This is a genomic window from Curtobacterium sp. RM9 (genome assembly GCF_054956955.1).
In genome coordinates this window covers 1,330,806-1,344,477 of record NZ_CM143271.1, presented here as the reverse complement: position 1 = coordinate 1,344,477, position 13,672 = coordinate 1,330,806, and the positions used below count along the sequence as shown (strand labels likewise).

The 13,672-nt window shown below is 71.2% G+C and carries 12 protein-coding genes; 3 read left to right on the top strand and 9 right to left on the bottom strand.

Annotated elements, in window-relative coordinates; all coding sequences use genetic code 11:
• Positions 1 to 12 precede the first annotated feature (12 nt).
• The 5 genes from ACY3FI_RS06335 to ACY3FI_RS06315 form a co-directional block, all read right to left on the bottom strand.
• Positions 13 to 1,782 carry a peptidoglycan D,D-transpeptidase FtsI family protein gene (locus ACY3FI_RS06335; RefSeq protein ID WP_462549936.1) on the bottom strand — a complete coding sequence of 590 codons (1,770 nt, stop codon included), beginning with the start codon at positions 1,780 to 1,782 and terminating at the stop codon, positions 13 to 15.
• A 49-nt stretch (positions 1,783 to 1,831) separates the two neighbouring features.
• Complete coding sequence (gene ftsL / locus ACY3FI_RS06330) at positions 1,832 to 2,515, bottom strand: cell division protein FtsL (RefSeq protein ID WP_462549935.1); 684 nt, start codon at positions 2,513 to 2,515, stop codon at positions 1,832 to 1,834.
• 1 nt (position 2,516) lies between these two features.
• The gene (gene rsmH / locus ACY3FI_RS06325; protein WP_462550319.1) at positions 2,517 to 3,473 is read right to left on the bottom strand and encodes a 16S rRNA (cytosine(1402)-N(4))-methyltransferase RsmH; all 957 of its coding nucleotides are present in this window, start codon (positions 3,471 to 3,473) and stop codon (positions 2,517 to 2,519) included.
• A 107-nt stretch (positions 3,474 to 3,580) separates the two neighbouring features.
• On the bottom strand, positions 3,581 to 4,012 hold the full coding sequence (mraZ, locus tag ACY3FI_RS06320; protein ID WP_058729729.1) for a division/cell wall cluster transcriptional repressor MraZ: 432 nt from the start codon (positions 4,010 to 4,012) through the stop codon (positions 3,581 to 3,583).
• Positions 4,013 to 4,742: 730 nt separating this feature from the next.
• Complete coding sequence (locus ACY3FI_RS06315; protein WP_462549934.1) at positions 4,743 to 5,135, bottom strand: SCO2097 family morphological protein; 393 nt, start codon at positions 5,133 to 5,135, stop codon at positions 4,743 to 4,745.
• 84 nt (positions 5,136 to 5,219) lie between these two features.
• Here ACY3FI_RS06315 and ACY3FI_RS06310 point away from each other — a divergent pair, with 84 nt between their 5' ends.
• Entirely contained in the window at positions 5,220 to 6,338 is a 1,119-nt protein-coding gene (locus ACY3FI_RS06310) for a polyprenyl synthetase family protein (protein ID WP_462549933.1), read from the top strand.
• A gap of 131 nt (positions 6,339 to 6,469) precedes the next feature.
• Here ACY3FI_RS06310 and ACY3FI_RS06305 read toward each other — a convergent pair whose 3' ends face one another.
• A complete protein-coding gene (locus ACY3FI_RS06305) occupies positions 6,470 to 6,835 on the bottom strand; it encodes an Rv2175c family DNA-binding protein (protein ID WP_462549932.1) in 366 nt (121 codons plus the stop codon).
• A 162-nt stretch (positions 6,836 to 6,997) separates the two neighbouring features.
• On the opposite strand from ACY3FI_RS06305, the gene ACY3FI_RS06300 reads away from it, so the two are divergent.
• Positions 6,998 to 8,224, top strand: coding sequence for a LysM peptidoglycan-binding domain-containing protein (locus ACY3FI_RS06300; protein WP_462549931.1), 1,227 nt, complete (start codon positions 6,998 to 7,000; stop codon positions 8,222 to 8,224).
• Between the two features lie 106 nt (positions 8,225 to 8,330).
• Positions 8,331 to 10,349, top strand: a complete 2,019-nt coding sequence (pknB, locus tag ACY3FI_RS06295; protein ID WP_462549930.1) for a Stk1 family PASTA domain-containing Ser/Thr kinase — start codon at positions 8,331 to 8,333, stop codon at positions 10,347 to 10,349.
• Between the two features lie 72 nt (positions 10,350 to 10,421).
• Here pknB and ACY3FI_RS06290 read toward each other — a convergent pair whose 3' ends face one another.
• The 3 genes from ACY3FI_RS06290 to ACY3FI_RS06280 all read right to left on the bottom strand — a co-directional run bounded on the left by ACY3FI_RS06290 (position 10,422) and on the right by ACY3FI_RS06280 (position 13,607).
• On the bottom strand, positions 10,422 to 11,807 hold the full coding sequence (locus ACY3FI_RS06290) for a class II 3-deoxy-7-phosphoheptulonate synthase (RefSeq protein WP_462549929.1): 1,386 nt from the start codon (positions 11,805 to 11,807) through the stop codon (positions 10,422 to 10,424).
• A 72-nt stretch (positions 11,808 to 11,879) separates the two neighbouring features.
• Positions 11,880 to 12,620, bottom strand: a complete 741-nt coding sequence (locus ACY3FI_RS06285) for a lysophospholipid acyltransferase family protein (RefSeq protein ID WP_462549928.1) — start codon at positions 12,618 to 12,620, stop codon at positions 11,880 to 11,882.
• A 33-nt stretch (positions 12,621 to 12,653) separates the two neighbouring features.
• Complete coding sequence (locus ACY3FI_RS06280) at positions 12,654 to 13,607, bottom strand: ROK family glucokinase (RefSeq protein ID WP_462549927.1); 954 nt, start codon at positions 13,605 to 13,607, stop codon at positions 12,654 to 12,656.
• Positions 13,608 to 13,672: the final 65 nt, after the last annotated feature.

Genomic DNA, 13,672 nt, shown 5'->3' with positions numbered 1-13,672 from the left:
GCTCCTTCTTCCTCACCACGTGGACGGGTACAGCGTCGCCTGCGACGTGGAGGGGGTTACTCGGTACTTCTCGAGCACCTGGGACATGATCGTGCGGAACGCCGGAGCCGCACCGGACGAGAACTTGTTCGTCTGCGGCTTCGTGAACGTCACCGTGACAACATACTGGGGGTCCTCGGCGGGTGCCATTCCGGCCACCGAGATGATGCGCTGGCTGCCGTAGCCCTTCGAACCCTCGGCGACCTCGGCCGTACCGGTCTTCGCGGCGACGTTGTAGCCGGAGATCGGTTCCATGCCCGCCAGGGTGCCGCCCTTGACGACGTTCTGGAGCATGTCCGTGACCTGGGTCGCAGCGGCAGCCGACACCACGCGCGTCGGCTGCACGTCGGGCGCGTCGATCGTCTTGCCGTCGGCCGTCCTGCACCCCTTCACGAAGTGCAGCGGGATCCGCACGCCGTCGTTCGCGAGGGTCTGGAAGATGCCCGCGACCTGGACCGCGGTCGTCGAGATGCCCTGGCCGAACATCGAGTTGATGTTCGTCTGCGACTCCCACCCGGGCGTGCTGCCGTAGTCCATCGACGGCTGGCCCGGGTAGTCGATCGCGGACTCGGGCTGGAACAGGCCGAACTTCTTCATGTAGTCGTACCGCTGCTGGGCGGACAGCCGCTCGCCGAGTTCGGTGATGCCGACGTTCGACGAGTTCTGCAGGATGCCGGCGAGCGTCAGGTGCTCGGTCTCGTGGTACTCGGCGTCCTTGATCACGCCGCCCCACGGGAACGACCGCGAGTACGGCACGACGGCCTGGTCGGTCGGACTCGACTTGCCCTGGTCGATGAGCGCCGCCGCGATCGCCGCCTTGATCGTCGACCCGGGCTCGTACGACGCGGTGAGGGCGCGGGAGCCGAACGCGCCCTTGTCGGTCGTGGCGTCGACGTCGTTCGGGTCCACCGTCGGCCAGTCCGCCACGGCGAGGAGCTCACCGGTCTTCACCCGGGTGACCGTCGCCGTCGCGGACTCGGCCTGCAACGCCTTCGCGGCGGACGCGAGTGACTGCGCGGTCATGTACTGCAGGTCGCTGTCGATCGTCGTCTCGAGCGTGCCGCCGTCCTTGGCCTGCTCGGTCGTGACCGTGCTGCCGGGGAGTTGCACGCCGTCCTCGCCGCGCTCGTACGTCTGCGAGCCGTTCTTGCCCGCGAGGCACTCGTTGTAGGAGTACTCGAGGCCGGCCTGCGCGCCGTCGGTGCCCATGAAGCCGGTCAGGCCGCCGGTCGTGGCGCCGGTCGGGTAGACCCGGGCGGACTGCGGCTCCGGGTAGACCCACGGGATGCCGAGCGCGCGCACCGCCTCGTAGTGCTTCACGTCGAGGCCCTTGACGAGGTACGCGAAGTCCGAGTCCGGGTTCGCCGCGATGTTCTTCCGCATCACGGCGACGTCGCCACCGGACGCCTTCGCGACGGCGTCGAGCGCCTCCTTCACGGAGACCTTCTTGAGCCGTTCACCGCCGAACTTGCCGGTGAACCCCTTGACCAGGCGGGGGGCGGTGGTGATGTTGTAGCGCGTGACGCTGTCGGCGAGCTCGACCCCGTTGCGGTCCACGATCGACCCGCGGGTGCCGTAGATCGTCACCGGGATGCTGCGCTTCTCCTTGGACTGGTCGTTGAGCGCCGCGGCCTGGACCACCTGGATGTCGACCAGGCGGACGACGAACACCGCCACGAGGGCGATCACGGCGAGCATCACGACGCTGTAGCGCAGTCGTCGGTTGCGGATCGTCTTCGTCACGCGGTGCGGTCCTTCCCGGTGGTGCGTCAGGGGTGTTCCGACCCGCAGGTCACCGGGTGGTGGGCGCCTGGAGCTGGTTCGGGTCGGACTCTACGTCGGGCGTCGCGGATGCCCCGGCCGACGCGCTGGCCCCGTCGGTCTTCCCAGCGTCGGTGGTCGTGCCGCTGCCGGTGCTGGTGCTGGTGTTCTTCGTCGCGTCGGTGGTGCCGGTCGCGTCGGACCCGCTGCTCGCGGCGGTGTCGCCGGACTTCGCGGCGAGCGGCACCTGGTCGAGCAGCGCGTTCGGGACCTGGTTCGCGGTGCTCGCCGTGCTCTCGTCCGCGACGGCCGGGGTCGGCGTGCCGTACACCCGGCCCGTCTTCGGGTCGAGGTACACCGGCGTCGAGTTCGTGATCATGCCGAGCTGCTGCGCGTTGCGGGCCAGGTTCTGCGGCGAGTCGAGGACGCGGAGGTCCTCGGACAGCGACTGCTGCGTCCGCGAGAGCTTGGTCTGCTCGGCACTGAGGGAGTCGAGCGTGTACGCCCCCTGGCTCAGCGCCATGCTGATGCCGAGCTGCGCGAGCAGCAGGATGCCGAGCGCGGCCACCGCGACCGCCGCGTAGGCGATGCGCGGACGGGCGCGACGCTGGGCCTTCGTCGGTGCCACCTCGACGAGTTCCGGGCGCCGCCGGTCGGGGCGAGGAGCCCGCGACGGGAGGACGGCGGGATCGACGAGTGCGAGGTTCGTGCTCATGTCAGTTCCGGATCCGCTCGGCCGCGCGCAGGCGCACGGGGGTTGCTCGGGGGTTGGCGGCGCGTTCGGCCTCGTCGGCCAGTTCCGCGCCCTTGACGACCAGGGCGAAGGTCGGGGCGTGCTCGGGCAGCTCCACCGGCAGGCCGGCCGGAGCGCTCGACTTCGTGCGTTCGGCGAGGGCGCGCTTGACGATGCGGTCCTCGAGCGACTGGTAGGACTCGACGACGATGCGGCCGCCGACCGCGATGCTGTCGAGGGCGGCCGGGATCGCGCGCTCGAGGACGCTGAGTTCCTCGTTGACCTCGATGCGGAGCGCCTGGAACACGCGCTTCGCCGGGTGGCCCTGCCGCTGCACGGCCACCGGGGTCGCGTCGTGCAGCACCTGCACGAGGTCGCCGGACATCTCGAAGGGACGCTCGGCGCGGCGCGCGACGATGGCCCGGGCGTAGCGGCCAGCGAGCTTCTCCTCGCCGTAGCGCTGGAAGATCCGTCGCAGCTCGCCCTCGTCGTAGGTGGCGAGGACGTCGGCCGCGGTCTGCCCGTCGGTCCGGTCCATCCGCATGTCGAGCGGCGCGTCCTGGCTGTAGGCGAAGCCCCGCTCGGCCCGGTCGAGCTGCAGTGAGCTGACCCCGAGGTCGAAGAGCACGCCGTCGACGGCGTCGAAGCCCTCGTCGACGATGGCGTCCGCGATGCCGTCGTAGACCGTGTGCACGAGCCGGACGCGGTCACCGAAGCGGGCGAGCCGCTCGCCCGCGATGCCGAGCGCGTCGGTGTCGCGGTCGAGGCCGATGAGCGTCAGCTCGGGGAAGCGCTCGAGCAGCCCCTCGGAGTGGCCGCCCATCCCGAGGGTCGCGTCGACGACGACCTTGCCGGGGCCCTCGAGCGTCGGCGTGAAGAGGTCGACGATGCGCTCGAGCATCACCGGCGTGTGCGGGAACTTCGGCAGGTCTTCGGCCATGTGCAGCCCCTCGATCCTCTGGGCCACGCATCCGGATCCCCATCCATGCGACCTGACACCGGGGAAGGTGTGTCAGGGCTTCACGGCTGGGAGTCCCGATCCGCGGATCAGAAGATGCCCGGGATCACCTCCTCGTCGTTGTCGGCGAAGCCCTCTTCGACCTCGGCGTAGTAGGCCTCCCACGCGGGGGTGGACCAGATCTCGGCACGGTCACCGCTGCCGATGACCGTGAGGTCCCGCTCGAGCCCCGCGTACTCACGGAGGTTCTGCGGGATCGTCACGCGGTTCTGCTTGTCGGGCGTCTCGGCGCTCGCTCCGGAGAGGAACAGGCGCATGTAGTCCCGGGTGCGCTTCGACGTCATCGGTGCCGTGCGGATCCGCTCGTGCAGCTGCTCGAACGTGTCCGCACTGAAGACGACGACGCACCGTTCCTGCCCGCGGGTCATCACGAGCCCCCCGGACAGTTCGTCCCGGAACTTGGCGGGGAGGATCACGCGACCCTTCTCGTCGAGCTTCGGGGCATGAGTACCGAGCAGCACGTCGGGCCTCCCCTCCGCTCCACCGGACCGTTGCGTGCTCCACTTTACTCCACCGCCCTCCCTTTCGGGTGTTTTGTGCTCCCCGATCGCCCGACGTGCCCCGTTCTGGGGCGGTCACAGGTGTCCGGCATCCCCGAACTGCTGCGGATCCCCGGCCGGTGGAGCGAAGTGGAGGGCACGGACCCTGCCAGAACGTCGAGTGGCAGTTCCGGACGCGTCCGGAAGTCCCCCGGCCCAGCCCCGGCCCTGCCCCGGACGCCGAGCGGGCCTCTTCCGTCACGTCCAAGCGGCTCCGCCGACACCTTCCGCCCGCTCGCCGCCACGCATACGGCGTGTCCTGCCCGCTCGTTCACCCTCACCCGCACCGTCGGCGACGGCCGGGTGCTGGCTGGGGAGTGCCGAACGGGCCTTCTCCGTCACCTTCGAGCGGCCGAAGCGACACCTTCCGCCCGCTCGCCGCCACGCACACGGCGTGCCCTGCCCGCTCGGTCACCCTCACCCGCACCGTCGGCGACGGCCGGGTGCTGGCTCGGAAGTGCCGAACGGGCCTTCTCCGTCACCTTCGAGCGGCCGAGGCGACACCTTCCGCCCGCTCGACGCCGCGCGCACGGCGTGCCCTGCCCTCTCGGTGCCGACCGCCGGCGCCCCGCGCCGCCCCCGCCCCGACCGACACCGGGAACGCAGAACGGGGCCGGTCCCGAAGGACCGACCCCGTTCCGGAAGTCAGGTACTAGCTCTGGTCGTTCCGCTTGTCCCAGCGGTCGTTCATGCGGTCCATGAAGGACCCGCCGGCCGACCCCTGCCGCGGCGCACGCCCGGCCGAGGGACCACCACTGGCCCGAGGCGCCTTCGCCTTGGGCGCCCGGAGCCCGGGCCGGAGGGCGAAGAGCACACCGGCGAGCATCACCACGAAGCCGAGGACACCGATGAGCGGCATCTTGAACACGAGGCCGAGCACCACGACCGCGACACCGACGAGGGCGCCGAGGACCCCGAGCGTGATCGACGTGTACGTGGGACGGCCCTGGCGGCGTGTGACGCGCGCCACGAAGTCGGAGTCGTTCTGGTAGAGGCTCCGCTCCATCTCTTCGAGGAGTCGCTGCTCTTGCTCCGAGAGTGGCATCTCTGTTCCCTCTGTTCCTGGGATCAACGCGTGGTTGAAGTGGGATCGAGTGTACGTCCCGACCACTCCACTAGGGTAGGCATCGTGGCTGAGAGTACGCGATTAGTGGACCTCGTCTCGGCGCGGATCGATCGGGCGCTCGACGAGCAGCGCGAACGCCTCGCCGCGATCAGTCCTGACCTCGTCCCGTTCGACGAGTACGCCCGAGACCTGCTGTCCGGCGGCAAGCGTTTCCGGGCGCTGTTCTGCTACTGGGGGTGGCAGTCGGTGGCGGGCCGTTCGGGCTCGTTCGACCCCCTCGCGGAGGGCTCACGGCAGACCACGGCGGAGGCGATCGTCACCGTCGCGGCGGCGCTCGAGATCTTCCACGCGGCGGCCCTCGTGCACGACGACATCATGGACCGCTCGGACACGCGTCGTGGTCGCCCGGCGGCGCACCGTCGCTTCGAGTCCCTGCACGCCGACTCCGGCTGGGCGGGTGACCGGGCGCAGTACGGCACGAACTCGGCGCTGCTCCTCGGAGACCTGCTGCTCGCACTGAGCGACGCGACCTTCGACGAGGGCCTCGCGCTCCTCGACCCGGCCCGGGCGCGCGTCGTCCGGCAGGAGTTCCACACGATGCGGCTGGACGTCACGGCGGGGCAGTACCTCGACGTGCACGAGGAGACCGCGTGGCCGGCGATCGACGAGTCCGAGCACCTGCTCCGCGCCCAGCGCGTGATCGTCTTCAAGTCGGCGAAGTACTCGGTCGAGGCCCCGCTCGTGATCGGCGCGCTCGTCGCCGGCGCGTCGGAGGCACAGCTCGAGGGGCTCCGCTCCTTCGGACTGCCGCTCGGCGTCGCCTACCAACTCCGTGACGACATGCTCGGCGTCTTCGGCGACCCCGAGGTCACCGGCAAGCCCGCGGGCGACGACCTGCGCGAGGGCAAGCGCACCGTCCTCATCGCCTCGGCCCGCAAGGCGCTCGGGCACGGCCCGCGCCAGTTGCTCGACGAGCTGCTCGGCGACCCGGAGCTCGACGACGACCAGGTGCAGATGCTCCGAGCCACGCTCACCGAATCCGGCGCGGTCGCGGCGGTGGAGCGGTCGATCGACCGCCACGTGCAGCGCGCGAAGGCGGCGATCGAGGCGGCTCCGCTCTCCCCGTCGGCGCGCGACCAGCTCGTGACGCTGGCCGACACGGTCAGCCGTCGCGTCGCCTAGACGCAACCGTCCGACGGACAGGGCCCACGCCGCCGGTTCCGGACCGACGCGCCAGCGGCGGGCCGGCGTGCCGGTGGGGAGAGGCGCGGTGCCGGCTGGTACCGCGCCTCCAGTCCGTCAGGGGTTCCGGTCTAGAGCAGCGACTGCGCCACGCGACGCACCTCGGCCTTGCGGCCGGCGCGGAGCGCCGCGATCGGCGACGTCCGGAGCGAGTCGTCGACGCTGAGCATCCAGCGCACGGCCTCGTCGTCGGAGAAGCCGTTGTCGCCGAGCACGACGAGGGTGCCGCGCAGCTCGGGGAGCGGCTCGGCGCCGTCGAGGAACTCGCTCGGCACGCGGAGGACGCCGCCGACCCGAGCGGCCAGCAGGGTCTTCTGCTCGAACAGGCGGTGCACGCGACCGGGGCTCACTCCGAGGAGGTCCACGAGGTCGGGCACGGTCAGCCAGCGCTCGGACAGGGTTAGGTCGTCGGTGGGTGCTGCGCTCACGGGTCCCATGTTGCCAGAGGGAGCGGCCTCCGCCACACCGCCTCGTTCGTCACATCCGTCACACCCCCAACATGGGAACCTCTGATTGACTTGTGAACCACGACATGCCAGCGTTGAGCAGCCTGTGAGCGCACCCGGACGCGCTCGGCTCACCGGAGATCAGGAGACACCGTGGACCACGCTGCAGACGACGACGCCCGGCGCGCACGCTCCGCCCGTTTCGCGACCATGCCCATCGTCCTCGCGGGCACCATCGCGGTGACCGCGGGCCTGACCGGACCGGTCGCCCACGCGGAGCCCCGGCACGACGACGACGGCGCCGCCAAGCGGCACGTCGACGAGGACCGGGTCGTCAGCCAGCGGCCGGTGTTCGAGACCGCGGTCGCCCGACCGGCGCAGTCCACGGTGACGACAGTCGCCGCCACCACCCGCACCGCCGCACCGACGACCTACACCGTGCGTCAGGGCGACACCGTCTCGGGCATCGCCGCCCGGTACGGCCTCTCCGCGCAGGAGGTCCTGGTCCGCAACGGCCTGGGCTGGAACACGATCATCCACCCCGGGCAGACGCTGCACCTCGCGTCGACGCCCGCGGCAGCACCGGCCGTCGCGACGAGCGCGGCGACGGGCAGCTACCACGTCCGGTCGGGCGACACCGTGTCGGGCATCGCCGCCCGTGTCGGCGTCTCGACCTCGGCGCTCCTCAGCGCGAACCGGCTCACTCAGCGATCGGTGATCTACCCCGGGCAGACCCTCCGCGTCCCGCAGGCCTCGAGGCCCGCACCCCGCCCGGCCTCCGGCGGGTCGGTGTCCGGCGCGGTCGCGGTCACCCCGGCACCGGCGAGCACGAAGGCCGGCAGCGTGCGGATCGGGTCGGGCGACACCATCGCGTCCATCGCGGCGGCGCACGGCATCTCGGTCTCGGCGCTCCTGTCCGCGAACGGCCTGACGTACACGAGCACGATCTACGCCGGGAAGACCCTCGTCCTGCCGGCCTCCGGCACCGGCCTCTCGGCCGAGCAGCGTGCGAACGCGGCGACTATCGTGGCGGTCGGCCGCTCGCTCGGCGTCCCGGAGCGCGGCATCGTCGTCGCCCTCGCCGCCGCGATGCAGGAGTCGAGCCTCCGCAACCTGCCGAACGGCGACCGTGACTCGGTCGGGCTGTTCCAGCAGCGTCCGAGCCAGGGCTGGGGCTCGGCTGCCGCCCTGCACGACCCGGCGACCGCGACGAAGCTGTTCTTCACGGGCAACCCCGGCAAGACCCGCGGCCTGCTCGACGTCCGCGGCTGGTCCTCGCTCAGCGTGACCGACGCGGCGCAGGCCGTGCAGGTGTCGGCGTACCCGACCGCCTACGCGAAGTGGGAGTCGACGGCGAAGCAGCTGCTGGCCTCACTCTGACCGCACTGTCCGCCCGGCGGCGACGGGTCATCCGTGAGATCGAGATCTGGTCACGACCGGAGCGTCAGGACGGTGCCGCGCCGCCCCGGTTCGTAGAATGCCGCCGATGACCACCAACGCCGCCACGGACCCGATGATCGGTCGCATGATCGACCACCGGTACCGCGTGCGCTCGCGCATCGCGCGCGGGGGCATGGCGACGGTGTACCTCGCGACCGACGTGCGCCTCGAGCGCCGGGTGGCGATCAAGATCATGCACGGGCACCTGGCCGACGACCAGGCGTTCCGGGAGCGCTTCATCCAGGAGGCCCGGTCGGCCGCCCGGCTCTCGCACCCGAACCTCGTCGGTGTGTACGACCAGGGCGCCGAGGACGACACGGCGTACATCGTCATGGAGTACATCCCGGGCATCACGCTGCGGGACCTCCTGCAGGAGCACCACGCCCTCACGCCCGAGCAGGCGACGGACATCCTCCGCGCGGTGCTCGCCGGCCTGGCATCCGCGCACCGCGCCGGCATCGTGCACCGCGACCTCAAGCCGGAGAACGTGCTGCTCGCCGACGACGGCCGGATCAAGCTCGGGGACTTCGGGCTCGCCCGTGCCACGACCGCGAACACCGCGACGGGCGCCGCCCTGCTCGGCACCATCGCCTACCTCTCCCCCGAGCTCGTCACCCGCGGCGCCGCCGACTCCCGCAGCGACATCTACGCGCTCGGCATCATGCTCTACGAGATGCTCACCGGCGAGCAGCCGTACAAGGGCGAACAGCCCATGCAGATCGCCTACCAGCACGCGAACGACACCGTGCCCGCGCCGAGCGCCGCCGTGCCGGGGACGCCACCGGAACTCGACGACCTCGTCGCCTGGGCGACCGCGCGCAACCCCGACGACCGGCCCGCCGACGCCCGCGAGATGCTCGACCACATGGCCGGCAACCAGCAGCGCGCCACCGGCCAGTACCGCACCGCGGTGCTGCGGCCCGAGAACGCGACCGCCATCCTGCCCGCGGGCGGCCAGACACCGGCGTCGCCGGACTCCGCCGACGCGACGACGGTCCTCGAGACCCGGCCCACGTCGGCACCGTCCGGGGGGCGCTCGGGTCGCACCGCACCGGGCCCTCGACGCACCGGCACGCAGCCGGGCGTGCTCTCCCCCGCCGGACAGCGCCTCGCCGACAAGTCGGCCAAGCGCCGGAAGCGCGGCTGGATCGTCCTCGCCGTGGTCGTCGTGCTCGCCGTGATCGGCGCAGGACTCGGCTGGGCGTTCGGTCCGGGGCCGTGGGGCAACGTCCGCATCCCCGAGGTGGCCGGCAAGTCCGTCTCCCAGGCCCGCCAGCTCCTGGTCGCGCAGGGTCTCACCCCGTCCGCGAGGACGAGCACGCGCTTCGACGCGGTGGTCGCGAAGGGCCAGGTCTCGACCACGAAGCCGGCCGCCCGGCACGAGGTCCGCAAGGGAACGGCAGTGCAGATCGTCGTCTCGGACGGTCCGCGGCTCATCCCGCTGCCCGCGATCGTCGGTCAGCCGCTCTCCACCGTCACGGCCGCCCTCGACGACGACTTCCAACTACAGGACGACCAGTACCGGTTCTCGGCCGACGCGGCGAAGGACACCGTCATCGCGGCGACGGGTCTCGGCACAGACGGCGCCACCGTCGACCTGTCGAAGGTGCCGACCTACGGCGAACGCGGTCCGGTGACCCTGACGGTGTCCCTCGGGCCGGTCCCGGACGTGGCCGGGAAGACTGTCGACGAGGCCTCAGCTGCCTACGACGCCGTCGGTCTGGAGCTCGGCTCGCAGACGCAGCAGTTCAGTGACAGCGTGCCGAAGGGGCAGGTCATCTCGGCGGCGCCGCAGGACGATCCGGTGGTCGAGGGAACCGCGATCGACCTCGTCGTGTCGAAGGGGCCCACCCCGATCACGCTGCCGGACGTGCACGACAAGACGATCAACGACGCGGTGTCGACGCTCGAGGCCCTCGGGCTGCAGGTGTCGGTGCCGGACTGCACCAACATCCTCTGCGGCTTCTACGACTGGAAGGCCTCGCTCCCCGTCGCCTCCACCGATCCGCCGGCCGGCACCACCGTCTACAAGGGCGACACGATCACGCTCGACTACCGGCAGTAGCCGCAGCGCAGGACAGACAGGAGGCGCGGTGCCGGCTGGCACCGCGCCTCCTGTCTGTCTGCGGGTCGCGTCCTAGACGCGCACCTGCGGGTGCGCGCTGAGCTCCTCGGCCACCAGGAAGGCGAGCTCGAGCGACTGCATGTGGTTCAGGCGCGGGTCGCAGAGCGACTCGTAGCGGTTCGCCAGGGCGGCCTCGTCGATCTGCTCCGACCCGCCCAGGCACTCGGTGACGTCGTCGCCGGTGAGCTCGACGTGCATGCCGCCCGGGTAGGTGCCGACCTCGCGGTGCGCCTCGAAGAAGCCGAGGACCTCGTCCACGACGTCGTCGAAGCGGCGCGTCTTGTAGCCGGTCGGGGTCGTCAGGCCGTTGCCGTGCATCGGGTCGGTGACCCAGAGCGGGTTCGCGTCCATGCCCTTGATCGCCTCGAGCAGCTTCGGCAGCTCGTCGCGGATCTTGCCGGCACCCATCCGGGTGATGAAGGTGAGTCGGCCGGGCTCGCGGTTCGGGTCGAGCTTCTCGACGAGGGCCTTCATGTCGTCGACGCTGGTGGTCGGGCCCAGCTTCACGCCGATCGGGTTGCGGACCCGCGACAGGAAGTCGACGTGCGCGCCGTCGAGGTCGCGCGTGCGCTCCCCGATCCAGATGAAGTGGCCGGAGGTGTCGTAGGGCAGCCCGGAGCGTGAGTCGATGCGGGTCATCGGCCGCTCGTAGTCCATCAGCAGGCCCTCGTGCGAGGCGTAGAACTCGACGTGCTTCAGCTCGTCGAAGTCAGCCCCGCATGCGTCCATGAAGCGGATCGCACGGTCGATCTCCTGCGCGAGGTGCTCGTACCGGGCGTTCGCCGGGTTCGATGCGAAGCCCTTGTTCCACGAGTGCACCTGGCGCAGGTCGGCGAACCCGCCCTGCGTGAAGGCGCGGACGAGGTTCAGCGTGGATGCCGCCGTGTGGTAGCCCTGCACGAGGCGCCGCGGGTCGGCCTGACGGCTCTCCGGCGTGAAGTCGTAGCCGTTCACGATGTCGCCGCGGTAGGCGGGCAGCGTGACGTCGCCACGGGTCTCGAAGTCGCTCGACCGGGGCTTGGCGAACTGCCCCGCCATCCGGCCCATCTTGATGACCGGCATCGAGGCGCCGTACGTCAGCACGACGGCCATCTGCAGGATCGTCTTCACCCGGTCGCGGATCGAGTCCGCGGTGGCCCCGGCGAAGGTCTCGGCGCAGTCGCCGCCCTGCAGCAGGAACGCCTTGCCCTGGGCGGCCGAGGCGAGCCGCTCGCGCAGCTTGTCGACCTCGCCCGCGAAGACGAGCGGGGGCAGCGTGGCGATCTCGGCGGAGGCGGCCTCGGCGGCGCCGGAGTCGGGCCAGGTGGGCTGCTGCTTGATCGGCAGGGTGCGCCAGTGGTCGAGGCCCTCGATGACGTCCGGATCCTGCAGGGCGACGAAGTCGGTCGACTCGAACAAGGCGTTACCTCGGTGTTCTCGGGTGGTCAGGTCCGCTGGGACCGCGCCGGCCGGGTGCCGGACCCTCGAATCCTAACGTGTGGCGGCGTCGCGACCGGCGCGTGTGACCTTGCCCCGCATGACCTGCTCGCGCGCGGTGCTCGCGCGCTCCTTGACGCTCGTCGCGTAGACGTCGACGTACTCCTGCCGGGACAGCCCCGCGAGGGCGTGCATGACCTCGTCGGTGACGCTGCGGAGGATGAAGCGGTCGGTCTCGAAGCCCGCGAACCGCGAGAAGTCGAGGGGCTCGCCGAAGACGACACCGACCCGCTTGAACTTCGGGAACCGCTGCCCGATCTGCTGCACCTCGCGCGTCCCCACCATGGCGACGGGGACCACGGTCACACGCCCCTCGAGGATCATCCGGGCGATGCCGGTCCGACCGCGGTACAGGTGGCCGTCCGGGCTCCGCGTGCCCTCGGGGTAGATGCCGAGCTGCTCACCGCGGGCCAGGACCTGGAGCCCGGTGCGCAGCGACGCCTCCGAGGCCTTCCCGCCGGAGCGGTCGATCGGCAGCTGTCCGATCGCGTTGAAGAACGTCTTCGTCGCCCAGCCCTTGAGGCCACGCCCGGTGAAGTAGTCGCTCTTCGCCAGGAACGAGATCCGCCGGTCGAGGACCGCGGGGAGGATCACCGAGTCGATGAAGGAGATGTGGTTCGACGCGAAGATGACGGGACCCTTGGCGGGCACGTGCTCACGCCCGACGACCCACGGCCGGAAGAGCGTGAGGATGAGCGGGCCGAGCACGAAGTTCTTCAGCAGCCAGTAGGTCATCGATGACTCCGAGGGGGTGGGGTGTGCCCGACCCTACGCCGTGCGGGCGTGGATCCGGGCGAGGTCGGCGGCCCCGACGACACCGGCGTCGTTGACGAGCTCGGCGATCACGAAGTCCGGCTCCGGGTGGTAGCCGCGAGCCGGCAGGTTCGACAGGTAGGCCTGCTTGATCGGGTCGAGGAGCCGGTCCCCCGCGCTCGCGACGCCGCCGCCGAACACGAAGAGCTGTGGGTCGAGCACCGCGGACAACGACGCGCACGCCTCGCCGAGGTGCCGGCCGAGGCGACGGAGGGCCGCGAGGGCGCCGGGGTCGTCGGCGAGGATGAGGTCGCCGACGAGCTTGCCGTCGAGCTGGCCGCCGTTGTCGGCGCGGGCGTCGGCGAGTGCCTGGCCGATGCCGCCGGCGTCCGCCACGTCGTTCGCCATGCGCTGCAGGGCCCGGCCGGAGCCGTACTGCTCGATGCAGCCGCGGGCACCGCAGCCGCAGGGCAGGCCGTTCGGCACGATCCTGAGGTGGCCGATCTCGCCACCGGTGCCGAAGCCCCCGCGGAAGAGGCGGTCCTCGGTGACGATCGCGCCACCCACGCCGGTGCCGATCGTCAGCATGGTCATGTCGGAGACGAGTCGGCCGGCGCCGAAGCGGAACTCCGCCCACCCCGCGGCGTTGGCGTCGTTGTCGACCGTGATGTGCAGGTCGCCGATGCGCTGCTGCAGCTTCTGGCGCAGCGGTTCGTTCCGCCAGCGGATGTTCGGCGTGTAGTAGACGATCGACTGCGAGGCGTCGATGAAGCCGGGCGCGGCCACCCCGACGGCGCCGACCTCGTTCGAGGCGCGCAGTCGTGTGACCATCGCGACGACGTCGTCGAGCATGGCGTCCGGGTCCGCAGCGTTGGTGGCCACCCGGTCCTCGGCGAGGATCTCGCCGAGCTCCGTGACGACCGCCCCAGCGATCTTGGTGCCCCCGATGTCGATTCCGATGGCATGCACGAGCAAGGAGCCTACCGGTTCGCCGAGTCCACACGGAACGCGCGGCCACCCGCCCTATGCTGACG